Below are 24,577 nucleotides of genomic sequence, written 5' to 3' on the forward strand. Positions count from 1 at the left end.
CAAATACGGCAAAACACTGCATTTGGACTGCTTTCATACTATCAGATTAAAGAAAAGATTGCAACAGTTACGAATTGGCGATTGCATTTTTATGGGGTCACACGTATAATGAGAGTAGTCTTCAGAAGAAGACAAGAGAATCGCTGGGGTTCCCGGCGATTGCGTACGAGGTATCAAAGAGGGAGGAATCATTGTGAAGCGGGACACTTCCTATGTGATCAAGAGAGCAGAGCATTTTAAGTCCATTCTGACAGCCGAAGGCTTTTTAGTGGGGATCGTGGCCGGACTTGTGGTGCTTTTATACAGAGTGCTTCTGGAGTATGCGGGCAGGGGTATGAATCTTGTCCTTGAATATGGAAGAAAGTATCCCCTGATCGCGGGATGCTGGTTTTTGGTTCTGTTTATTCTGGCCTGTATTGTAGGGCGTCTGGTAAAATATGAGTCATTCATCTCCGGGAGTGGTATTCCACAGGTGGAAGGTGAGATGGCAGGAAAGTTAAATCAGGTCTGGTGGAGAGTGCTGCCTGCAAAATTTCTGGGAGGTTTTTTGTCACTGTTTGCAGGGCTGTCACTTGGAAGAGAGGGTCCCTCCATACAGATTGGAGCTATGGCAGGAAAGGCAGTATCAAAGATACTGGACAGGAGCAAGACAGAAGAAAAGTTCCTTCTTACCTGCGGTGCCAGCGCAGGTCTTTCGGCTGCATTCCATGCGCCGCTGGCAGGCGTAATGTTTTCTCTGGAGGAGATCCACAAGAATTTTTCAGTGTCTGTGCTGGTGTCTGTCATGACAGCGTCTATTACGGCAGATTACATATCCTCCAGGTTTCTGGGATTCCGTTCTGTCTTTCAGTTTGAGATAACAGGCTCTATTCCGGCGAAGTATTACGGACATATTATCGTTCTGGGAATCATCCTGGGAGTGATGGGAGCTTTCTATAATAAGATGACGCTTTTTGTGCAGTCTTTATTTGGAAAGATACAGGGAAAGAGAGCTGAGACGACCAGACTTCTCATTCCGTTTCTGCTGGCAGGTGCCCTGGGGTTTATCATGCCGGAGATTTTGGGCAGCGGGCATAACATTATTGATATTATCACAGAGGGCAATGCGATGTTTACCACCATCCTTCTGCTTTTTGTGATGAAACTGTTATTTTCTGTCATTTCATTTGGGTCCGGTGCGCCGGGAGGAATCTTCTTTCCTCTGTTGGTACTGGGGGCCTTGATCGGCGGAGCATACGGAACCTTTGCAGTGCAGTACCTGGGACTTGACGCGGCTTATCTGAACAATCTGATCATGCTGGCAATGGCCGGGTATTTTACGGCCATCGTGCGGGCGCCTATTACAGGTATTATCCTGATCTTTGAGATGACAGGCAGCGTGAGCCAGATGCTGTCTCTGTCTTTAGTGTCTATTGTAGCTTTTCTGGTGGCAACCGCTGTGAAATCACAGCCTATTTATGAGAGCCTTCTGGAAAACCTGCTGAGAAAGCGGGGCGAGCATGTGCCGGAGAAAACAGGAGAAAAAATATTACAGGAGTTTGTGGTCCGTCATAACTGCGAGCTTCAAAATAAAATGGTACAGCAGATTGAATGGCCGAAAAACTGCCTTCTGGTGGCTGTGCAGAGGAGCGGCACAGAGCTGATCCCAAAAGGGCGTACTATATTAATGGCCAGTGACACGATCATAACCATGACAGATGAGCAGGACGCGCCGGCAGTGCATGACAGGATGGAGGTCCTGTGTTCGGAACAAGAGAAATTGAAATGAGGTGGACAGCTTGACGAAGAGAATAGACGAGGCATCAAAGGAGATACAAGCTTTGCCGGTATATCCGGGAAAACCGGGAGTTGCCAGGACAGAAAAAGGGTATCAGTTTACAGTTTCTGTTCCGGATGGGGAGGAGGCTTTCCTTCTTCTGTACCATACAGGGGAGAAAATGCCGGTGAAGGAGATTCCCCTTTCAGAAGAAAAAAGGATAGGAAATATGGTTTCTGTCTGTATAGAAGGTATTTCCCCTGACAGGTATGAGTATAATTACCGTATCGGCAATAAAGTGATACAGGACCCTTACGCGGTCTGCCTGTCCGGTACAGGCCGGTTCGGACAGCCCAAAAGTGAAGAGACAGACATTATCCGGTGCAGTTTCCGAAGAGAGAAATACAGATGGCAGGATGGCGATTTTAAATCTTATTCGCTGTCAGATTCCATTATATATAAGCTGCAGGTGCGGGAATATACCATGCAGAAAAATTCCGGGGTACGTTTAAAAGGAACATTTAAAGGCCTGGAACAGAAGATAGAATATCTGAAAAATCTGGGTGTCACAGCAGTGCTCTTGATGCCGGCCTATGATTACAGGGAGACAGCAAGGGAACAGAGCAGTGAGAGACGGCCGGAACATCCCTATGCCCGCCTAAGCAGTGCCTATGAGAAAAATGGCGGCAAGAGTGGTGTCTTCGAGGACAGTGCGCCTAAGCAGATAAACTGCTGGGGATATACAGGAGAGGCCAGTTATTTTGCGCCCAAGGCATCTTTTTGTGCCACAGACCGCCCTATGAGGGAATTTTCTCATCTGGTGGAGTCCCTTCACAAGGCAGGGATGGAATGTTTGATGGAGTTTTATTTTGACGGTTCAGTAAGCCCCTCTGTAATGCTGGATATCCTGCATTACTGGAAGCTGCAGTACCATGTGGATGGATTTCATCTGATGGGCAGCGGTATCTGCCAGGAGATTCTGGTAAAAGATGCCCTGCTGACCAGAACGAAGCTTTTCTTTCACGATGTGGACGGCGGCTATTTGTACCAGGGGAAGGTACCTTCCTTCAAGAATGTGGCGGAGTACAACGAAGGATTCCTCTACTGCATGCGCCATCTCCTGAAAAGTGATGAGAACATGCTGGAGGATTTCATCTACCGGAACCGGAGGAATCCAAAAGAGACGGGGATCATCAATTATCTGGCGGATCAGGATGGATTTACCATGATGGATATGGTGTCCTATGACGAGAAGCACAATGAGGACAATGGAGAGGACAACAGGGACGGCATGGAATATAACTGCAGTTGGAACTGTGGAGCTGAGGGTCCGACCAGGAAAAAAACAGTCAGGGGACTCAGGCTGCAGCAGCTTAAGAATGCCTTTTTGCTGCTTCTGCTGAGCCAGGGAACACCGCTTATCTTTCAGGGGGATGAATTTGGAAATTCCCAGAAGGGAAACAACAATGCCTGGTGCCAGGACAATGAGATCGGATGGGTTGACTGGAGCGCCTTCAGATCCAATCAGGCGCTGTATGAATTTGTAAAAGAGGCCATTGCCTTCAGAAAGAAATACTATATTCTGCACATGCAGGAGGAACTCAAAGGTGTGGACTACAGGGCACTTGGCTATCCTGACCTGTCCTACCACGGGGCACAGGCCTGGTATGCGCCCTGTGAGAGAAATCTGCGGCATCTGGGGATGATGTACTGCGGAGATTATGGGAAGCAGGAGAAAGAGTTTTTATTTGTGGCTTACAACCTGCACTGGATGCCCCATGAATTTGCATTGCCTAATCTTCCGAAAGGAGCTGTGTGGAAATTCGTAGTGAGCACCAGCAGGCAGGAGGATCAGGTTTTTACAGAGGCAGATGTGAAGACGGCAAAGCAGAAGGGAAAGGGTAAAAGCGCTGTGGAGGTGCCGTCGAGAACTATTGCAATATTAATCGGAAAGCAGGAAACAGCGTAATGCATATATGGGCACATTTCAAGACAATTACCAGCCATAAGCTGCTGGTCATGCGCTACTGTTTTAAAATAGGTCTGTACCGACAGGGATTGCTGCATGACCTGTCAAAGTATTCCTGGACAGAGTTTTCAGTTGGATGCAGGTATTATCAGGGCAACAGAAGTCCAAATAATGCGGAGAGGGAAGACACAGGGCTCTCTACCTCCTGGATCCATCACTATGGAAGGAATAAACATCATTTTGAGCACTGGGTGGACTACGGAGTGAACTGCGACACAGTCATTCAGGGTGTCCCTATGCCGAAGAAATACATTGCAGAGATGGTCATGGACCGCATCAGCGCTTCCAGGGTCTATAATCCCGGAACGTATACAGACCAGGCGCCGCTGGCATATTTTTTAAAAAGCAGGGAGAGGCTCTGGTTTGTACATGAGAAGACAAATGAGGATTTGGAATTCCTCCTCCGTATGCTGGCGGAGAAAGGGGAAAAAGAGACCCTCAGATATATCAAAAATATATATTTAAAGCAAAAGTAAACAGCAGTGGTGAAAAAACAGCTTCAGGGGAGAGAGTGGCTGGCGCCTTGGTCACAGTTCTGTAAAGGGCAGAGGTGGGACTGCAGGCGGAGATTGAATACATAACAGATAAGGGGTAAGGTGATCGATATGAATCCGGCAGATATTTTAAACATTGTGACTTCCCAGTATGGGAATGTTATGGAAAAGTATACGACGGGAATTATGCTGGCAGGGCTTGTCTTTGCCCTGTTGAATTGTTTTATGGGCTACAAGCTCAGGAAGATCTGGGGCAGTATCCTTGGGTTTATCATTGGTGCTGCCGGCGGCGGGATCGCAGGCTACTATTTTCTGCATGAGGCAAAATACGCGGTGATAGCGGGAATTGCCGGGGCTGTAGTGCTGGGTGCACTTGCCTGGATCTTCTATAAGCTGGGGATTTTTGTGCTGTGTGCAGGTCTTGTATATGCGCTGGCCAATTCTTTTTTAAGCGCACCTACAAATACAGGCAGGATCATCTGTATTGCCATTGGAATCTTTGCTGCGACCATGGCAGTAGGATATGAGGAGTATGTGATCATTGGCATCACAGGCTTCTGCGGTGGTTTGGGAGCCATCAGGATCCTGTTTTCCATGACAGGCAAAGACGGCGGTGGGGGGACCTGGCTGCTGGGGCTTATCCTGGCTTTCCTTGGAATTGCGGTGCAGGCAGCACCACTTCTTCGCAATAGGGAGAAAAAGCAGAGCAGAGGCAGCAGCAGAGACCCCCTGTTTAACCGGAAGAAACGGAAATTCAGCCTTCCGTCACTGCCGGGCAGAAAAAAGAAGACAAAAAAGAAAACCGTATATAAAACCACGGAGAAGAACCGGAACCAGACAACCTCAGGCAGAACCCCTTCCAGGGGACAGGCAGGCGGAAAACAAAGAAGCGGAAACCAGAACAGCGCCCAGGCACCGCGCAGACAGGCAGAGGAGCCGGGGGAAAAGACAAGAGAAATCCCGGATATGGCAAAGCTGCGGGAGCAGGACTATAACCGCGGGCAAAAGCCGGACAGCTCTGCATACAGAGGCGTGGGAACAGGAATCGACCTGGATGATCTGAGCCGGGAACTTTCCCAGGAAATACAGAAAATTTATAAAGAAGATGAATAGTAACTGGATATAAAGCGAACAGCAAACGGTTACTATAAATAATAGGCAGGAGGCCGTTTGTGTAGTTGACAAACGGCCTCTTTCTTAGTATACTTTGAAAGAAAAGATTTGATAATCAAACTATTTGATGGTTTAAGTGAATTCCCGGATGCAAACCGGTGAAAATATGATAGAATAAGAGGTAGGATGAGTATGGTAGCTAGGATAATCGGAACAGGCAGTGCAGTTCCTGAGAATATTGTGACAAATGACGATCTGTCTAAGGTGGTAGATACAAACGATGAGTGGATCTCCACACGGACCGGTATCCGGGAGAGAAGAATTGCGAAAGAAGAAAATACAACAATTCTGGCATGCCGTGCCGCAAAAAGTGCTTTGGAGAATGCCGGGATGGACGCCGCGGATGTGGAGCTGATCATAGTGGCTACCTGCACGCCGGATTCTTTTTTCCCCAATACTGCCTGTCAGGTGCAAAAGGAGATCGGGGCTTGGAAGGCCGTGGGATTTGATTTGAGCGCGGCATGCTCCGGATTCATTTTTGCGCTCAATACTGTTCAGGCCTATATGAAAAGCGGAATTTATCAAAATGCCCTGATCATCGGAGTGGAAACCATGTCTAAGCTCCTCAACTGGGAGGACAGAGGTACCTGTGTGCTGTTCGGGGACGGGGCAGGTGCTGTTGTGGTAAAAGCTGATGAAACCGGGTTTATGGATATGGTCCAGTGGTCAGACGGCAGAGGTGACAGCGTTCTTACCTGCGGTGCCCGCCAGATGAAAAACCTGTTGGTGCCTGGTGCACAAGAAGCGGACTATGTGGCCATGGACGGACAGCCTGTCTTTAAATTTGCAGTGAAAAAAGTGCCGGAGTGTATCACGCAGGTACTTGAAAAGAATGGGACAGAGAAGGCAGAGATAAAATATTATGTTCTGCACCAGGCAAACAGCAGAATTATCCAGTCTGTGGCAAAGAGGCTGAAGGAGGGGGAGGAGAAATTTCCTGTCAATCTGGAGCGGTACGGCAATACGTCAGCAGCTAGTATTCCTATTTTGCTGGATGAGATGAACCGTGATCAAAGGCTGGAAAAGGGGGACAAGATCGTCATGTCAGGATTTGGAGCAGGGCTAACCTGGGGAGCTGTGCTGCTTGAATGGTAAAAAAGTGCAGACGGAGGATGGATTTATGAAATTACTGATAAAACAGAGAGTGTTTTCCTGGACGGATACCTATGATGTGTACGATGAGAATGGAACGCCGAAGTATTTCGTCAAGGGAGAATTTCTTTCCATTGGCCATAAGATACACATTTACCGTCACGACACCGGTGAGGAAGTGGGTATGGTGAGAGAGAAGCTGATGACTGTCATGCCCAGATTTGAGCTGATTGTGGAGGGCAGGACTCTGGGGAGTATACAAAAGCGTTTTTCGCTGTTCAAGCCAAAATATGAGATTGACTATAATGACTGGAGAGTGGAAGGGGATTTTTTGGAGTGGGATTATGATGTCTGCCAGGAATGCTGTCCGATCATGCATATCAGGAAAGAGCCGTTTCATTGGGGAGACACTTATGTGATCGACTATGCCTGCCGGGATGATGAACTGATCGGACTGCTGACAGTGATCGCCATTGATGCGGCAAACTGCAGCGATGGAAACTGATAGACACAGTAAAAAAGGACAGGGAGAAAGTATTTGGAAAATATCAGCAGGAAACTATTCGGGTTTATGAAACAAAAACCACAGGTATACGAAGCCAGCTCCTCCGCTTTCTGGGATGATGAAAATATTTCCAGATATATGCTGGAGGCACATCTGGACCCGGATGTGGAAGGGGCGACCAGGAAGCATGCGTTTATACAAAGATCCGCGGATTGGATTGCAGAGCGCTGCAGGGGTGGAGCGGGAAAGAAGCTATTAGATCTGGGATGCGGACCGGGACTTTATGCAGAACTGTTTAATGACAGAGGATTCCAGGTTACAGGTCTGGATTTTTCCAGGCGGTCCATTTAATACGCCAAAGAACACGCTTCCAAAACAAAAAGGGACATCCGATATGAATATAAAAATTATCTAGAAATGGACTATGAGGAGGCATTTGATGTCATAACCTTGATTTATTGTGATTTCGGTGTACTGCCTCCAAAGGACAGGAAAACTCTATTGGGCAAAATAAAAAGAGCACTGAAACAGGACGGGATTCTTATTCTTGACGGCTTTACCGAGACTCTGCCTTTTCAAGAACTGGAGACCGTTCAGTATCAGGAGGAGGGATTCTGGTCAGCCGGGCCTCATGTGCTCATCCAGCGCAATTACAAATATCCGGAGACAGCCAATACCCTGGAACAGTATTTGGTGGTCACAGAAGAGGATTGTCACTGCTATAATCTTTGGAATCAGCGGTACAGCAGAGAGTCTCTGAAAAAGGAGATAGAGAGTGCAGGACTTTGCTATACAGGTTTTTATGATGATGTGGCTGGGAAGGCCTTTACCGGGCGAGATACCACAATCTGTGCGGTTGCAGAGAAAAAGGCGGGCAGATAACAGCAGACAAGTATATTCTATGCGGCGGTGTCATCTGGATCCAGAATATAAAAGTACCCCCTATGGAAAGCTGAAACTTCCGGTTTTCCATAGGGGGATTCTTATTTGCAGGATCAGCAGACGGATTTCATCACTTCGTATGTGCCGTCTCGCCGGATTTTCTTCAGCATATCTGTGACAGCGGCCTCAAATCCAGGCAGAGAGCACAGATCCATATCCCAGAGTCCTTCATTGGCACAGACTGCATGCACATATTCCTCTTCCCTATCATCCTTATGTGCCGCAAAAAATGAGAGTACATTCCTGTCATCAGATACGGTATAAACTTCACCATTTGGACGTACAGCGGCAAGTCCTGCCTCTGTCAGTTCCGTTCCTCTGTAAAATGCCAGATAAAAGGCAAAGGAGGCTGTAAGGCACAGCGGCAGTTCCCCCGTCCGGTCCGCATAGGCTTTCAACGAGGGCAGAACCCTGGCCTTCCATTTAGAAGTAGAATTCAGGCAGATGGACAACAGTGCATGGTCAATAAATGGGTTTTTGAAACGCTCTGTGACTGCAAAAGCGAAGCTTTCCAGCTCTTCTCTGGGAAGAGACAGAGTGGGCATGATCTCCTCGTAGACAGCCTTATTCATAAATCCGCAGACCACATCATCCTCCATACAGTCCCGCACAATATCAAACCCAGCCAGGTATGCGCCCATGACCATAGAGGTATGGGCACCGTTTAAGATTCGCACTTTGCGCTCCTTGTAAGGTCTGTGGTCATGGGTGATGAGGACCGGAAGTCCGGCTTTCTCAAAAGGAAGCTCATGCTTCAAAGCGGCAGGTCCTTCAATGACCCAGAAGGCAAAAACCTCTCCGGTATCCATGGCTGCATCCAGGTAGCCGTTTTCCTCATTCAGTGCGTCCTCCTCCCCTTTGGGAAAGCCGGTGACAATACGGTCTACAAGAGTGGAACAGAACAAGTTCTCCTCCTCCAGCCATGTAAGGAAAGCTTCCTCCAAGTTCCACTGTGCGGCATAGGAAAGCACACATTTTTTCAGCTCTTTTCCGTTTTCTGCGATAAGCTCGCAGGGAAGGATCACAAAGCCCTTTCCCTTTTCTTTGCCGAAAACTTCATAACGCCGGTAGAGAAACTGGGTGAGCTTGCCGGGAAAGCTGGAAGCCGGTTTGTCCTGAAACCGACAGGCAGGGTCGTATACGATTCCGGCCTCGGTGGTGTTACAGGTGATATAGCGCAGGTCGGGATTTGCAGCACAGGCCATAACTGCGTCATAGTCCGCGTAGGCATTCAGACAGCGGCTGACACAGGAGATGACACGCTTGTCACTGACCTTTTTTCCGTTCTCAAAGCCGCGCAGATACAGGGTATAGAGTCCCTGCTGGGCGTTCAGGTCATCCGCCAGGCTGTGGCCGGGGCGCTTGGGCCGGGGCTGTACAAGAACGACTTTGCCGTTAAAGCCTGCCTTTTCATTCAACACATCAATAAAATGGTCAGTAAAGGCACGCATAAAATTGCCTTCCCCGAACTGGAGGACACGTTCAGGAGCCTCCGGGAGAAGATAACCACTGTGGTTCATTTCTTTTAATATCTGATAACTGAGTTTTTTCATGATTTTTATTCCCCTGTTGATAGATTTACATTAGAATCCAGCCGATATACAGACTGCTCAAAATGGGATGCGGTTAAAGGGTAACCCCTTGTTTGAAAATAGCCATATCGTGGAAACCGGCCTCCTCTGCCTTTACTTTTTCCCCGGAAGCTACACGGAGTACATACTCAAAAAGCTGGCTGCTCAGTTCTTCCAGGGCCACGCCTTCTGTCATGGGACCGCAGTCGAAGTCGATCCAGTTTCTCTTCTTTTTAAAAAGTGCAGAGTTGCTGGAAATTTTCACTGTGGGAACAGGGGAGGCAAAAGGGGTACCTCTTCCTGTTGTAAACAGGACGATATGTGCTCCTGAGGCGGCCAGTGCAGTGGAGGCAACCAGATCATTACCGGGAGCACTTAACAGGTTCAGTCCCTTTTCTTTTACTAGCTCCCCGTAGGAGAGGACACCTTTTACCGGAGCGCTGCCTGATTTTTGGGTGCATCCCATGGATTTGTCTTCCAGAGTGGAGATTCCACCTTTTTTATTGCCCGGGGACGGATTTTCATAAATGGTCTGGTTATGGCTTTTGAAATAATTTTTAAAGTCGTTGATCAGGTCAACAGTCTTGTAAAATAGTTTCTCATCAGCACAGCGGTTCATAAGTAGTGTCTCTGCGCCGAACATCTCAGGTACTTCGGTGAGAATGGTTGTGCCTCCCTTGGAGATGAGCAGATCTGAGAATCCGCCCACGGTGGGATTGGCGGTGATACCGGACAGACCGTCGCTGCCGCCGCACTTCATACCGATGACAAGTTCCCTGCAGTTGACAGGTTCTCTGGAAAAGCTGCCGGCATACTCCGCAAGTTCCCGGATCATGGCAAGTCCGTCCTCGATTTCATCTTCGGATTCCTGCGCAGCCAGGAAACGGACTCTTTTGGGGTCATAGGGACCAATGTACTTTTTCATTTCCCCGATATTGCTGTTCTCACATCCCAGACCCAGCACCAGGACACCTCCAGCATTGGGGTGGTTGATCAGATCTGCTAGTATCCTTCGTGTGTGCTCCTGGTCATCTCCCATCTGGGAACATCCGTAGGGATGGGGAAAGGCAGCAATGTGGTCTATGGTTCCGGTCTTATAGATCTGTGCCTGTTTTTCGATGGCAGAGGCCACGTTGTTGACGCAGCCCACGGTTGGAATGATCCAGATTTCATTGCGGACACCGATCTGCCCGTTGCTTCTTCTGTAACCGTTAAAGAAGCGTTCTTTTGTGGGGAGAAGTTCAGAAGCCTTCTTGTGATACGTATAGGTGAGAAGCTCTCCCAGGCCTGTCTTCATATTATGTGTATGGATCCAGGAGCCTGCGGCAATGTTCTCTTTGGCCAGTCCGATGGGAGAGCCGTACTTGATAACGGTCTCCCCTGCCCGGATGTCCTTCAGGGCAAACTTGTGGCCCTGGGGTATATCTTCTGATAACAGAAGCTCTTTGTTGTCCAAATGGACAGAGGTGCCTTTTGTCAGGGGTGCCAGCGCTACGGCAGCACTGTCATCCGGATGGATCTTCAGATAAGTCTGCATAGGAATTATCATCCTCCTTAATAATGTACAGTTCCGATTCCAAATTATAGGAAAGTTAGAAATGTAAGAGCTTACACTAAATTTACAACTTGCAGGGGAATCCGTCAACATGATTTTTCAAAATCCGAGAAAAAATAAGAAATTTATGAAAAATTCACAAAAATACAAGAGGAAACTTGTGAAAAATATGAAGGCAAAAAGAATTGCTTTTTCTTTTTTCTATCTGTATAATGAAAAATAAAGTGTAAGGGCTTACACTTCCGCGGCGAAAGGAAAGTGGAATTATGAATATATACGATATCGCGAAACTCGCAGGGGTTTCCATTGCCACCGTCTCACGTGTGGTCAATGACAGCCCCAAGGTGAGTGAAAAGACAAAAGAGAAGGTACGGGCAGTCATGGCGGCTAATGACTACATACCAAATGTATTTGCCAGAGGCATGAGCCTTAACTCCATGAAGACAGTGGGGATCATCTGTCCCAGTGTTTCAGATCATTATATGGCATCTGCTGTGGCATATCTGGAAAAGAACCTGAGAAATTATGGGTATGACTGCATCTTATACTGCAGCGGGTACGAGCAGGAGGATAAGGAGATTTCTGTGCAGATGATCCTGCAGAAGCGCATTGACGCACTGCTTCTTGTAGGGTCCTGCTACGCGGGAGACAAGGAGTATGGAGAAGATATTACTTATATTAAGAAAGCTTCCGAAGAGATCCCGGTATTTATTATGAACGGCTTCATCGACGGGGAGAACATCTACTGTATGCTCACAGATGATTACCAGTCCGTATATGATGCCGCCTCCGCTATGATCGCCTCCGGCAGAAAGCAGATACTTTTTCTAAGTGATTCCTACTCATACAGTGCCATGCACAAGCTGAAGGGATATGAGGATGCGCTAAAGGCAGCAGACATTCCGGTGCTGGGAGAACGCAAGGTCTATATTAAAAATGAGATCCATCTGGTGCGGGATATTCTGCTGGCCAGAAAAGATCTGGAATTTGACGGCGTGATTGCAACAGATGACGGACTGGCTGTGGGCGCTGTAAAGTATGCCAGGGCAAAGAAGTTGTCTGTGCCGCAGGATATCAGTATTATAGGTTACAATAATTCAGAGCTGTCCATTGGATGTGAGCCGGAGCTTTCATCCATAGACGGCAGAGGGGATCTGTTATGCAAGATGACAATTGACTCCCTGATGGAGGTCTTAAAAGGAGAGTCTGTGGAGCACAGAAAATATGTGCAGTGCCGTCTGGAAAAGCGGTGCACCACAGATTTTTGACAGGATACAGGGAACCGCATGTTAAGATCTCAGCGGAAAGAAGAGGAAAAGAGTGAAAGGAAAAGAATAATGAGTGGATCAAAGAGAGCCTTTATATTTGCTTTATGTGTCAGTACAGTCCTGGGACTGGGCGGCTGTTCTTCTATTAAAAGTGAGAAGAGGATCGTCAGGATTTCCCATGCACAGTCTGAGACACATCCGGAGCATTTGGGACTTTTAAAATTTAAAGAATATGTGGAGGAGAATCTGGGAGATAAATACGAGGTTCAGATATTCCCCAATGAAATACTTGGTTCAGCCCAGAAAGCGATTGAGCTGACACAGACAGGAGCGATTGATTTTGTTGTGGCGGGTACTGCCAATCTGGAGACATTTGCCGATGTGTATGAGGTGTTCAGTATGCCATACCTGTTTACTTCCGAGGAAGCCTACCATGAGGTTATGGGTGATACGGATTATATGAATCAGGTCTATGCATCCACGGATGAGGCGGGTTTCCGCGTGCTTACCTGGTACAATGCCGGGACCAGAAGCTTTTACGCAAAAAAACCGATCCAGACACCTGAGGACCTAAAAGGCCTGAAAATCCGTGTGCAGCAAAGCCCTGCCAGTGTGAATATGGTGAAGGCTTTCGGCGCGGCGGCTTCCCCCATGAGCTTTGGTGAGGTTTACACAGCCATTCAGCAGGGCGTTATTGACGGAGCTGAGAATAATGAGCTTGCCCTTACAAACAACAAACACGGAGAGGTGGCAAAATACTACTCCTACAACAAGCATCAGATGGTGCCGGATATGCTGATCGGAAACCTGAAATTTTTAAACGGACTCAGCGATGAAGAGCGTGATGTATTTGAACAGGCTGCGCTTCTGTCCACCGAGGTGGAGATGACAGAGTGGGACAAGCAGGTAGATGAGGCAAAGGATATTGCGGAAAATGAAATGGGCGTGGAGTTCATAGATGTGGATGTGCAGGCCTTTAAGGACAAAGTATCCAACGTACAGCAGGACATGCTGGATGAGAATCCGAACATACAGGAATTGTATGACCATATCCAGGAAATCAACGAGAAATACGCAAAGGGGGAAGAGTAAATGAATGCCTTACATTCTTTCAGAAAAGGGATCAATGTGATTTTAAGCTCTGCCTGTGCTGTTATTTTTGCATTCATGGTGTGTATCGGAACGTACCAGATCGTTATCCGTTACTTTTTCAACAGCCCGAGCACAGTTTCTGAGGAACTTCTGACCTACAGTTTTACCTGGATGGCGCTGCTTGCCTCAGCCTATGTATTCGGCAAGAGAGACCATATGCGTATGGGATTTCTGGCTGACAAAATAACAGGAACAAAGAGAAAAGTTCTGGAGATCGTGATTGAAATCCTGATCATGCTCCTGGCCGGAAGTGTTATGATTTACGGCGGAGCTACCATTATGAACCTTACAATGACCCAGAAGACAGCTTCCCTGGGAATCCCCATGGGTATCATCTATACGGTCGTACCGCTTTCCGGCGTGCTCATTGTGCTGTATTCCATATTAAATATTGTGGATTTGTGTAAAGGCTGTGAGCAGGAGCATCGGGAAGTGAAAGAATAATCTGAGGAAAAGGAGTTTCGATTATGAATACAGCATTAGTTTCAGGATTGATCATATTGGTTCTGCTGGTCATCATGCTGCTGGCAGGTGTACCTATCGCGGTTGCGCTGGGCATCTCTTCTGTGTGTGCCATACTGCCGATCATGGATACAAACGTTGCGGTCCTCACAGGCGCGCAGAGGATTTTCTCCGGTATTTCCGTATTCAGTCTGTTGGCCATACCCTTCTTTATCCTGGCCGGTAATATTATGAACAAGGGCGGTATTGCGGTCCGTCTGATCAATCTGGCAAAGCTCATCACAGGACGTGCCCCCGGTGCGCTGGCCCAGACAAATGTAATTGCAAACATGCTTTTTGGCGCCATTTCAGGTTCCGGTACAGCGGCAGCGTCCGCTATGGGCTCTATTATCGGTCCCATTGAAAAGGAAGAGGGATATGATCCAAACTTCTCCGCAGCAGCCAACATTGCCACAGCACCTACCGGTCTTCTGATTCCGCCCAGCAATGTTATGATCACTTTTTCTTTGGTCAGCGGCGGAACTTCGGTGGCAGCGCTTTTTATGGCCGGCTACATACCCGGTATTTTATGGGGACTGGCATGTATGCTGGTCATCTATTTCATCGCCAGGAAAAAGGGATACCGCGCAAAAACAAAATTTACGTTTAAAGAAGCCATGAAAATCATACTGCAGGCTCTTCCGTGTCTGCTGCTTATCATTATTGTGATTGGCGGTATTATCGGCGGTATCTTTACCGCTACAGAGGGGTCCGTGGTGGCGGTGGTATACAGTCTGGTATTGTCACTGTTCTTTTACCGATCCATCAGCCTGAAGGATCTGCCGAAGATTTTCAAGGAAAGCGCTGAGATGACAGGCATTATTATTTTCCTGATCGGTGTTTCCAGTATTATGTCATGGGTTATGGCATTTACTAATATTCCCACAGCCGTATCCAACGGTCTGCTGGCCATCAGCAGCAATAAGATCGTCATCTTCCTGCTGATCAATGTGATCCTGCTGATCGTAGGTACTTTTATGGATATGACACCTGCCTGCCTGATCTTTACCCCTATTTTCCTTCCAGTGTGTACTGCACTTGGCATGAACCCCATCCACTTTGGTATCATGCTGATCTTCAATCTCTGTATCGGAACCATTACGCCGCCTGTGGGCACTACACTGTTTGTTGGTGTTAAGGTGGGAAATGTCAAGATAGAGACTGTGTTCAGACAGCTTTTGATATATTTCGCAGCGATTTTCGTTGTGCTCATGCTGGTAACTTATATCCCACAGCTCAGTCTGTGGCTGCCTAGTCTGATGGGATATGTATAAAATAAAGCAAAAATAAATGCAGGTACCCATAAAATGGTGTCCGGCAGAAAGAGGAGGTAATGTTTTTTATGAAACAATTTATGGACAAGGATTTTCTTTTAAGCACCCCTACGGCACAGGAATTATATCATGATATTGCGGCCAAAGTGCCGGTCCTTGATTATCACTGCCATATCAATCCGCAGGAGATCGCAGAGGACAGAAAGTTTGAGAACATCACACAGGTGTGGCTTGGCGGCGACCATTACAAATGGCGTCAGATGCGTTCCAATGGTGTGGAGGAGCGCTATATCACAGGAGACGCACCGGACAGGGAGAAGTTCCAGAAATGGGCGGAAACACTGGAAAAAGCCATCGGCAACCCTCTGTTCCACTGGAGTCATCTGGAACTGCAGAGATACTTTGGATATACAGGTGTGTTAAACAAAGACACGGCGGAGGAAGTATGGAATCTGTGCAATGAAAAGCTTCAGGAGCCTTCCATGAGCGCAAGAAATCTGATTCTCCAGTCTAATGTGACACTTATCTGTACCACAGATGACCCGGCAGATGACCTGAAATGGCACAAGATCCTTGCAGAGGATGACAGCTTCCCGGTTCAGGTGCTTCCTGCATGGAGACCGGACAAGGCTATGAACCTGGAAAAACCGGATTACGGCCAGTATCTGGAAACATTGGCATCGGCAGCCGATATGGACATTCAGTCCTTTGAGGATCTGAAGGCAGCTCTGAAGTCCAGAATGGCATTTTTCAATGAGATGGGATGCCGTGCATCAGATCATGGACTGGAATTTGTAATGTATGTTCCGGCAACAGACGAGGAGATAGAGGCCATTTTCCAGAAACGTCTGAATGATGAGCCTGTTACTAGGGAAGAAGAGTTAAAGTTCAAAACTGCGTTCATGCTTTTTGTGGCTGCAAAATACGCAGAGATGGGATGGGCCATGCAGCTTCACTATGGCTGCAAGCGTGACAATAATACAGGCATGTTTGCAAAATTGGGGCCGGATACAGGCTATGACTGCATCAACAATTACGCGCCGTCAGGACAGATCGCGGATTACTTAAATGCCCTGGATCAGAAAGGAAATCTTCCGAAAACAGTTCTCTACAGTCTGAACCCCAATGACGATGAAGCCATTGGAACCATTGTGGGATGTTTCCAGAATTCTGACGCTGTGGGTAAGATCCAGCAGGGTTCCGCCTGGTGGTTTAATGACCATAAGACAGGGATGACAAAACAGATGACATCTCTGGCAAACCTGGGGCTGCTCGGTAACTTTATCGGTATGCTGACAGATTCCAGAAGTTTTCTTTCTTATCCGAGACATGAGTATTTCAGAAGGATACTTTGTGAGCTGATCGGCAACTGGGTAGAAAACGGAGAGTATCCGAAGGATATGAAGATGCTGGAAAGAATTGTGAAAGGGATTTCCTATAATAATGCGGTGCGTTATTTCGGGTTTGAATTGGACATGAAATAGGGATTGGGTGAAAGGCCTGCATGGATGAAAATTCCATGCAGGCCTTTTTGCCAAGTATTGCGCCATTCATGTAAAAACGTCGATTTTTGTATGGCAGATTACAGCCTGTTGTGTTAAAATAAACCGAAAAGGATGTAAGAGAGGAGAAATATTGTGGAAAATCGAAGAATTATCCAGGTGGAAGAGAAAGTTCCGCCCAAACTTCTGATACCACTCAGTATCCAGCATATGTTTGCCATGTTTGGCGCATCTGTGCTGGTACCATTTTTGTTTGGTATCAATCCGGCAGTGGTTCTGTTTATGAACGGCGTGGGAACACTGCTCTTTATATTGATAACAAAGGGGAAGGCGCCGGCATATCTGGGATCCAGTTTTGCCTTTATCGCTCCGGCCAGCATTGTCATCAGTAAGTTTGGGTATGCCTATGCGCTGGGCGGATTTGTGGCAGTGGGATTTTTGGGCTGTATACTGTCATTCATTATTTATAAGTTCGGTTCTGACTGGATCGATATCGTGCTCCCCCCGGCGGCTATGGGACCGGTGGTGGCACTTATTGGTCTGGAACTGTCAAGCACGGCAGCCAGCAATGCGGGGATGCTGGATGAAGCTGTGAATCCTAAAAATGCCATTGTGTTTTTGGTGACTCTGGGTGTTGCCGTGATCGGGTCGGTTGTATTCCGTAAATTTCTGTCGGTGATCCCCATTTTGATCGCGATCATCGCAGGTTATGCGGCAGCCCTTCTCTGTGGTATCGTAGATTTTACAGAGGTGGCAAATGCCTCCATTTTTGCAATGCCTAACTTTTCCGCGCCCAAATTTAACCTGCAGGCAATCTTGATCATTCTGCCGGTTATTCTGGTCATCGCTTCAGAACATATCGGGCATCAGATCGTGACAGGAAAGATCGTGGGAAAGGATCTGATCAAGGATCCGGGACTGCACCGCTCCCTTTTTGCGGATAACTTCTCTACCATGATCTCCGGTTTTATCGGTTCTGTGCCGACTACCACATACGGCGAGAATATTGGCGTTATGGCTGTGACCAGGGTTTATAGTGTATACGTGATCGGCGGTGCTGCGGTACTCTCCATTGTCTGCTCCTTTGTAGGCAAACTTTCAGCACTTATCAGCACCATACCGGGTCCGGTCATCGGGGGGATTTCTTTCCTTCTGTATGGTATGATCGGTACATCCGGTATCCGGATCCTGGTAGACGGCCGTGTGGATTACGGACGATCCAGAAATCTGGCATTGACCTCTGTAATATTTGTAACCGGTCTGTCGGGAATTTCTGTCAGATTTGGACAGATTGAATTAAAAGGTATGGTTTTGGCATGTGTAGTGGGGATGCTGTTAAGCCTGCTGTTCTATGTATTGGACAGATTTAAACTGACCAATGATTTGGAAGAAGAATAAGAGAGAGAATGCAAAGACCAGCATCGGTTTCCTGGAAAACCGATGCTGGTCTTAAATTGTCGGTTATGATTTTTGATAGTTTTTTAAAAATATTTCAATGATCTCTTGGAGTACCTTCTGGCTTTTGTGATCAAGAGAGTGCATTTGTTCCGCATATTTTGAAATTCTTGCTTCATGGCTGGCGCTGATGACTCCTGAGAGAAGTTCATCTGCTGAGGCTTCTGGAGTGTGTTTGAAGATTCATTCCGATATATGCTGCACTTAGATGAACTTCCTCGACCAGTTTCTTATGGAAAAGTTATCCGCCACCCTTTTGGTGTCCTTTTTGTAAAGTGATAGTCAAAAATCGCTTCATCAATTTTTAGAATCCAGAAAACGTTTGAGCATGTATGGGTCACGTTGACGTAGTTGTCTATTAAAACGTCTTATTATCTGATAATATAGGGGTGAAATCTATGGTATAACAGAATGTTACACACATGTGACATGCTTTGTCATAGATTACATCTGTAATGGGGCTTAAACAGCGGAAAAAAAGCAGAATAATGACATATTTGACTTATGACATGTTAAGAATTTATTTTTTATGGTACATAGAAATGCAAAAATAGTCACAAACTTTGTCAGTTCATTAAAAAAATAGTCATTGGTTTGTTCAATTAAAGTCGTTCAAACTTAAAAGAAGATGGCTTATATTGGTAACATCTTTTCTATATAATACCAAACATGGACAGCAAATCCGGCCATTTGCTGTAAAAGAGGGGTAAATATGGATAAAAAGATCAGAAGGAACAAAATAAGACGTGTCCGCCAGGTCAGGCGTGTCAAAAAAATACTTTTATCAGGTGTTCTTGTGATGGCAGTCCTGCTCCTGGTCCTCCTGGTATTTGTGCCTAAAGTATCTGCAAAGAGGGAATCAAAAGCACAGGCGGCCCGAGAGATTGAGCTGGAGGCGAAGATGACGAAGGTGACCATAGGAGCTGTCGGGACCTGTATCTTTGGTGATGAGCGGGGAACGGGAGAAAAGGGAAGCTTTCTAGAGGCATACGAACGGGCAGAAGACCCCGGATATTTTTTTCGGAATGTAAAGACAGAATTGGAGAAAGCTGATATAAATGTTGCAAATTTTATCGGTGACATGTCAGATGAGACTGCAGCGGCCAGGAAACATCCCATAAAGGGACAGAAAGAATACGCAGAAATTTTCAAAGAGGGTTCTATCGACCTGGTGAACCTGGCAAATGACAGAACAAAGGACTACGGACAGGACGGATACTATGATACAGCTATCGCATTGAACGAAGCGGGAGTTGCTGCATTCGGAAATGACCGTGTCTCTTTTAAAAATATAAATGGGATTCAAATTGGCTTCATCGGCATTGATGTGCTTGACAGATCCATGGATATGCAGGCACTGCTGATCAAAAATATAAAGCTGGCTGAGGGCGCAGGCGCACACATGATCGTAGTGTGTATGAACTGGGGCAAAGAAGGGGCCGAAAAGCCCGGCAAAAGCCAGGAGGAGTGGGCACACAGAGCCGTTGAAGCGGGGGCAGATCTGGTGCTGGGGTATCACCCATCCCATGTACAGCAGGTAGAGAGATATGAGGGGAGTTATATCATATACAGCCTGGGAGTATTTTGTAATGGGGCAGAGAAGAACCCTGAGGTTTGGGACGGCGTGATATACCGCCAGACATTTGGGTTTTTGGATGGAAAGCTTGCAAAGGCCTGGGAACCGGAGCAGATTCCATGCAGGATATCATCCGATTCCGGAGAAAACAATTTTCAGCCGGAATTGGATGTATGAAACCCACCCCTAAAAAAATAAGCGAGGAGAAAAAATTATGAGAGCAGGAAAATTGGCGGCTATGGCTGCAGCAGTGATCTTATCGGCAAGCCTTCTGGCAGGATGCAGCAGCAACGAAGACAAGGATACGAAAACAAAGACGGAAGACACAGATAAGAAGGATAAGGCAGTAAAAAATGACAAGGACAAAAAGGAGGAAGAGACAAAGGTTATAAAACCAAATAAGAAGACAGAAGACACAAATACATCAGAGGGCAGTGAGGATTCCGCCAGCCGGGAGGCTTCCGGTAAAGAGGAAAATAGCGGTCAGGATAAGGCTGAAAACCAGGAGGAGCCAGAAGTGAGTAATGGGGCTGACAGCCAGGTGAATACCGGCGAAGGTGACGAGAACCTGGATGCGTACACGGACGAAGAAGGACATTATGATCCTTCAGGCGGCAGAGAGACCTATGAGACTGCCGGATATGTGCTGAATGTGAACGGCAATACTATGAGTATTGATGAAGAGAATATAGGCGGAAGGACATACGGGGGTGAGGGCGAAGACAGAGCGGTCAATTATGATATAGGCATGGCAATTGTAGACTGTCCTGTCATCATAAAATCCGGACTCAGTGTAGAAGTAGAGTATTACGTGGAGGATGGTGTGAATTATGCCGTACATATTTACAGTGACGGTGATGAGAAGGAGCCTATTGGATAAAGATAAGAGAATAGCGTGAGATATGCCGTGTTCTTTCCCAGGGTCTGCAGAAGATTATCTGCGGCCCGGGAATTTTTTAGTTTCTTTTAAGGTTTTTATGTTAAGATAAATGATAAGAAACTATCTTATTACACAGACGGAGGAAAAAACATGCGTTTACTGCTCGCAGAAGACGAAAAGGAACTGGCAAACGCGCTGGCAGCGGTGCTGAAGCACAACAATTATTCTATAGATGTGGTTTACAACGGGGCGGATGCCTATGACTGGGCCCAGGCGGCTGAGTATGATGGCATTATCCTGGATATTATGATGCCGAAGATGAGCGGACTTGAAGTATTGGAAGCGCTTAGAAAGCAGGGATGCACGGTACCAATCCTGCTTCTCACTGCAAAAGGGGAAATCGAAGACCGGGTCACAGGCCTTGACATGGGGGCGGATGATTATCTTCCGAAACCATTTGCCATGAAGGAACTGCTTGCCAGGATCAGGGCCATGACCAGAAGAAAGTCAGAGTTCTCGGCAAATGTGCTGGATTTTGAAGGACTGACCTTAAACAGGGAGAATTTCGAGCTGGCTTATAAAAGTCAGTCGCTCCGCCTGGGGAACAAGGAGTTCCAGATGATGGAAATGCTCATGAGAAATTCCAATCAGTTCCTGTCAGCCGAACAGTTCATGGAGAAGATTTGGGGATTTGATGCAGAAGCAGAAGTGAGCGTGGTGTGGGTCTATCTCTCTTACCTGAGAAAAAGGCTGCAGAATCTGGAGGCACCTGTTGAGATCAAGGCGGCCAGGGGAATCGGTTATAAGCTGGAGAAAAAAGCCTGAGCGGAAAGGTGCGCATATGATAAAAAAACTACAGAGAAAGTTTGTTGTGATAACTATGGTTTCCCTGCTGGCTGTTCTGCTGTTGGTGGTGGGGGGGATCAACGGCCTGAATATTTATCAGATAACCGGAAAATCCGATATTCTTCTGGAAATGTTGATTGAAAATGAGGGAAGTTTCCCAAAACAGGGGAACAAGGGAAACCGTCCTCCCGGACTTGCAGAGAATACAATGCCGAAGAACGCGGACAGCCAGGGCACGGAAGGGAAAGATCCGGATGAGCCGCCCACGGGCCAGGAAAGCAATGGGATACGTGGAAGGGGCGGATTATTTGGCTACCGGATGTCAGAAGAGACACCTTTTGAGACGAGATATTTTTCTGCCGTGATACCGAAAGCACTGGCTGAGTCCGGGGAGGCAGAGGCCTCACAGATGCAGATCGATCTATCCCATGTGGCTGCAGTCACAGAGGAGGAGGCAGCAGCCTTTGCCAATGAAGTGCTGGAAAAGGGCAGGGAGAAAGGATACTGCGGACAGTACAAATATCAGATGACAGTCAAAGAGGACGGGCAGACACTATTGGTATTTGTGGACTGCGGCAATGACTTGCAGTCTATCCGCAATTTTGCCCTGATATCTATGATCGTAGCTTTACTCTGCCTGGTATTGGTACTGTTTTTTGTGAGTGTGCTCTCCCGACGGGCCATCAGGCCTGTGATAGAAAGTATGGAGAAGCAGAGACAGTTCATTACAGACGCAGGGCATGAGATCAAAACCCCTATCGCCATCATTTCCGCTGACACAGAGGTGATTGAAATGTGCCAGGGAGAGAGCGAGTGGACCAGGAGTATACGGAATCAGACAGAGCGTCTGGGAGAATTGGTGAAAAATCTGCTCACATTGTCCAGGCTGGAAGAAATGCAGGAACATCTTCAGACTGCCGATTTTTCCTGCTCAGAGACAGTAAAGGAGTCGGTGGAGGCCTTTGCGCCCATGGCGCAGGCAAAAAATATACAGGTTCAGAAACAGATACCGGCGGGGATTCATATGAACGGGTGTGAATCCAACGTCCGCCAGCTTGTTACCATTCTTATGGACAACGCGGTCAAATACGCCCCGGAGGGAGGAGGTGTTCAGGTATCCCTGGAGAGGAAGGAACGAAATCTGGAACTTTCCGTCTGCAATGACTGTGAGGAGATTCCCGACGGAGATCTGAACAAACTTTTTGACCGGTTTTACAGGGCAGACAGCTCCCGCTCCAGGGACACTGGTGGGTATGGGATCGGATTATCCGTGGCTCAAGCGGTTGTAAAGGCACATAGAGGGAAGATCACAGCCAGGGCAATAGACAAAAAGATTTGTTTTACGGCAAGGATGCCGGTAAATGACAAAAAGAATATAACAAAAAAGAATATATCATTAAAATAACAGATGCTCCGTAAACGCGGAGTGCATTTTTTACTTATGGCAGACAGCAGAAAAAATTGCTGTCTGTCTTTTTAAGTTGCTTTAAGGTTGAGGCGCTATACTGGGGGAGAAATAAAAAAACCAAGGAGGAACATGATGGGCAGTTATCAGATGACATTTATGCGTTATGAGAAAAAATACCTGCTGGACGACAGCCAATATAATGAATTTATAAAAAAGACAGGGGGAAGGCTTGTGCCGGACGATTACGGGACAACCACCATATGCAATATCTATTTTGATACGCCGGACGCTCAGCTTATCCGCGCATCATTAGACAAGCCGGTCTATAAGGAAAAGCTGCGGCTGCGCAGCTATGGGAAGGTGGTAAAGGACGGGCCTGTATTTTTGGAGCTGAAGAAAAAATATCAAGGGATCGTTTACAAGCGCCGGGAGAATATGGTATTGTCCGAGGCCGAGGGGTACCTTCTGCGTCATGAAAAACCAGGGGTCGACACCCAGATCCTGCGGGAAATTGACTGGTTTTTGCAATTTTATAAAAATATCGTACCGGCCATGTACATAGCCTATGACAGGATCGCTGCCTATGACATTCAGGAACCGGAGCTGAGGGTGACATTTGACTGGAATATCCGGTTCAGAGATCAGGAGCTGGATCTTAAAAAGGGAACCTGGGGACAACAGATCCTGGAGGAAGGGCAGCAGCTCATGGAGATCAAAATCCCCGGTGCCATGCCTGTATGGCTCTCTGGGATTCTGGATCAGCTTCACATCTATCCAATTTCTTTTTCAAAATACGGCAGAGCTTACCGGATGCAGAGTGAGGAAAAGGGGAAAGAGGACAGTAAAAAGGCAGAAATGAGACAGCTGCAGTGTATACCGGACAGGGAAGAGAAGGGAGGGAGACATTATGCTTGATTTTTGCTTTCAGTCAATCCTTGTAAATGAGACCACAGCCACATTTTCTCCGGCTGCTTTTCTGGCTTGTACGGCGGCATCTTTGGTGCTGGGAATTATGATCGCAGTGATTTTTATGTACCGCAATACCTATACCAAGGGATTTGTTGTGACGCTGGCGCTGATGCCGGCGATCGTGCAGATGGTCATCATGCTGGTCAACGGGAATCTGGGTACAGGCGTTGCGGTGATGGGGGCGTTTTCACTGGTCAGGTTCCGCTCAGTGCCGGGAACGGCAAAGGAGATCAGCAGTATTTTCCTGGCTATGGCAGTGGGACTTGCCGCAGGTATGGGATATATTGGCATCGCAGTGCTTTTTGTAGTGGTGATCGGTGCGGCAAATACCATATTCACAGTCAGCAGTTTTGGGGAGAAGCGCACAGAGGAACGGTCGCTGCGCATTACCATTCCGGAGTCTCTGGACTATACAGAAGTGTTTGACGAGATATTTGAACAATATCTGAAGAGATGGGAACTGATCCAGGTGAAGACCACCAATATGGGTAGTCTGTTCCGTCTGGAATACCGGGTTGTGTTAAAAGACCGGAAAGATGAGAAGAAGATGATAGATGGCCTGCGCTGCCGGAACGGCAATCTGGAGATACTCAGCAGCAGGGCTGCGGCTATAAGAGAGGAGCTGTAAA

The 24,577-nt window shown here is 47.2% G+C and carries 22 protein-coding genes; 20 read left to right on the plus strand and 2 right to left on the minus strand.

All coding sequences use genetic code 11. The features are described from left to right. Positions 1–193 precede the first annotated feature (193 nt). From BLCOC_RS10385 to BLCOC_RS10420, 8 genes are all read left to right on the plus strand, one after another. The gene (locus BLCOC_RS10385; RefSeq protein WP_029469650.1) at positions 194–1,768 is read left to right on the plus strand and encodes a ClC family H(+)/Cl(-) exchange transporter; all 1,575 of its coding nucleotides are present in this window, start codon (positions 194–196) and stop codon (positions 1,766–1,768) included. A gap of 10 nt (positions 1,769–1,778) precedes the next feature. Next, positions 1,779–3,725 carry an alpha-amylase family glycosyl hydrolase gene (locus BLCOC_RS10390; RefSeq protein ID WP_242999071.1) on the plus strand — a complete coding sequence of 649 codons (1,947 nt, stop codon included), beginning with the start codon at positions 1,779–1,781 and terminating at the stop codon, positions 3,723–3,725. Next, positions 3,725–4,261 (plus strand): DUF5662 family protein, encoded by a 537-nt coding sequence (locus BLCOC_RS10395; protein ID WP_018594987.1) that lies wholly within the window; start codon positions 3,725–3,727, stop codon positions 4,259–4,261. The genes BLCOC_RS10390 and BLCOC_RS10395 overlap by 1 nt, the downstream gene beginning before the upstream one ends. 129 nt (positions 4,262–4,390) lie before the next feature. Beyond that, positions 4,391–5,392 (plus strand): TMEM198/TM7SF3 family protein, encoded by a 1,002-nt coding sequence (locus BLCOC_RS10400; protein ID WP_115625250.1) that lies wholly within the window; start codon positions 4,391–4,393, stop codon positions 5,390–5,392. Between the two features lie 192 nt (positions 5,393–5,584). Continuing rightward, the gene (locus BLCOC_RS10405) at positions 5,585–6,547 is read left to right on the plus strand and encodes a beta-ketoacyl-ACP synthase III (protein WP_115625251.1); all 963 of its coding nucleotides are present in this window, start codon (positions 5,585–5,587) and stop codon (positions 6,545–6,547) included. A gap of 25 nt (positions 6,548–6,572) precedes the next feature. Continuing rightward, entirely contained in the window at positions 6,573–7,049 is a 477-nt protein-coding gene (locus BLCOC_RS10410; RefSeq protein WP_115625586.1) for an LURP-one-related/scramblase family protein, read from the plus strand. 33 nt (positions 7,050–7,082) lie between these two features. Continuing rightward, the gene (locus BLCOC_RS10415) at positions 7,083–7,400 is read left to right on the plus strand and encodes a methyltransferase domain-containing protein (protein WP_242999072.1); all 318 of its coding nucleotides are present in this window, start codon (positions 7,083–7,085) and stop codon (positions 7,398–7,400) included. A gap of 150 nt (positions 7,401–7,550) precedes the next feature. Then, entirely contained in the window at positions 7,551–7,931 is a 381-nt protein-coding gene (locus tag BLCOC_RS10420; RefSeq protein WP_242999073.1) for a hypothetical protein, read from the plus strand. Positions 7,932–8,044: 113 nt separating this feature from the next. On the opposite strand, the gene BLCOC_RS10425 is transcribed toward BLCOC_RS10420, so the two are convergent. Continuing rightward, a complete protein-coding gene (locus BLCOC_RS10425; RefSeq protein WP_115625252.1) occupies positions 8,045–9,544 on the minus strand; it encodes a tagaturonate reductase in 1,500 nt (499 codons plus the stop codon). A 73-nt stretch (positions 9,545–9,617) separates the two neighbouring features. Next, positions 9,618–11,099 (minus strand): UxaA family hydrolase, encoded by a 1,482-nt coding sequence (locus BLCOC_RS10430; RefSeq protein WP_115625253.1) that lies wholly within the window; start codon positions 11,097–11,099, stop codon positions 9,618–9,620. Between the two features lie 284 nt (positions 11,100–11,383). Between BLCOC_RS10430 and BLCOC_RS10435 the strand changes: the two genes are divergently transcribed. The 12 genes from BLCOC_RS10435 to BLCOC_RS10490 all read left to right on the plus strand — a co-directional run bounded on the left by BLCOC_RS10435 (position 11,384) and on the right by BLCOC_RS10490 (position 24,576). Next, entirely contained in the window at positions 11,384–12,385 is a 1,002-nt protein-coding gene (locus BLCOC_RS10435) for a LacI family DNA-binding transcriptional regulator (protein WP_115625254.1), read from the plus strand. Positions 12,386–12,454: 69 nt separating this feature from the next. Continuing rightward, positions 12,455–13,477, plus strand: coding sequence for a TRAP transporter substrate-binding protein (locus BLCOC_RS10440; protein WP_115625587.1), 1,023 nt, complete (start codon positions 12,455–12,457; stop codon positions 13,475–13,477). Then, positions 13,478–13,981, plus strand: coding sequence for a TRAP transporter small permease (locus tag BLCOC_RS10445; RefSeq protein WP_018594977.1), 504 nt, complete (start codon positions 13,478–13,480; stop codon positions 13,979–13,981). A 23-nt stretch (positions 13,982–14,004) separates the two neighbouring features. Beyond that, positions 14,005–15,312, plus strand: a complete 1,308-nt coding sequence (locus BLCOC_RS10450; protein ID WP_018594976.1) for a TRAP transporter large permease — start codon at positions 14,005–14,007, stop codon at positions 15,310–15,312. Positions 15,313–15,380: 68 nt separating this feature from the next. Then, positions 15,381–16,796, plus strand: a complete 1,416-nt coding sequence (uxaC, locus tag BLCOC_RS10455) for a glucuronate isomerase (protein ID WP_115625588.1) — start codon at positions 15,381–15,383, stop codon at positions 16,794–16,796. 153 nt (positions 16,797–16,949) lie between these two features. After that, complete coding sequence (uraA, locus tag BLCOC_RS10460; RefSeq protein ID WP_029469638.1) at positions 16,950–18,212, plus strand: uracil permease; 1,263 nt, start codon at positions 16,950–16,952, stop codon at positions 18,210–18,212. A gap of 769 nt (positions 18,213–18,981) precedes the next feature. Next, positions 18,982–20,022 (plus strand): CapA family protein, encoded by a 1,041-nt coding sequence (locus tag BLCOC_RS10465; protein WP_115625255.1) that lies wholly within the window; start codon positions 18,982–18,984, stop codon positions 20,020–20,022. A gap of 37 nt (positions 20,023–20,059) precedes the next feature. Then, positions 20,060–20,725 (plus strand): hypothetical protein, encoded by a 666-nt coding sequence (locus BLCOC_RS10470; RefSeq protein ID WP_115625256.1) that lies wholly within the window; start codon positions 20,060–20,062, stop codon positions 20,723–20,725. 150 nt (positions 20,726–20,875) lie between these two features. Beyond that, on the plus strand, positions 20,876–21,550 hold the full coding sequence (locus tag BLCOC_RS10475) for a response regulator transcription factor (protein WP_115625257.1): 675 nt from the start codon (positions 20,876–20,878) through the stop codon (positions 21,548–21,550). A gap of 16 nt (positions 21,551–21,566) precedes the next feature. Beyond that, positions 21,567–22,976, plus strand: coding sequence for a sensor histidine kinase (locus BLCOC_RS10480; protein ID WP_115625258.1), 1,410 nt, complete (start codon positions 21,567–21,569; stop codon positions 22,974–22,976). A gap of 132 nt (positions 22,977–23,108) precedes the next feature. Continuing rightward, positions 23,109–23,894, plus strand: coding sequence for a polyphosphate polymerase domain-containing protein (locus BLCOC_RS10485; RefSeq protein WP_330412229.1), 786 nt, complete (start codon positions 23,109–23,111; stop codon positions 23,892–23,894). Beyond that, positions 23,887–24,576 carry a DUF4956 domain-containing protein gene (locus BLCOC_RS10490; protein ID WP_115625259.1) on the plus strand — a complete coding sequence of 230 codons (690 nt, stop codon included), beginning with the start codon at positions 23,887–23,889 and terminating at the stop codon, positions 24,574–24,576. Before BLCOC_RS10485 ends, BLCOC_RS10490 begins: the two co-directional genes overlap by 8 nt. Position 24,577 lies beyond the last annotated feature (1 nt).

The organism is Blautia coccoides, assembly GCF_034355335.1.
GTDB lineage: Bacteria > Bacillota > Clostridia > Lachnospirales > Lachnospiraceae > Blautia > Blautia producta.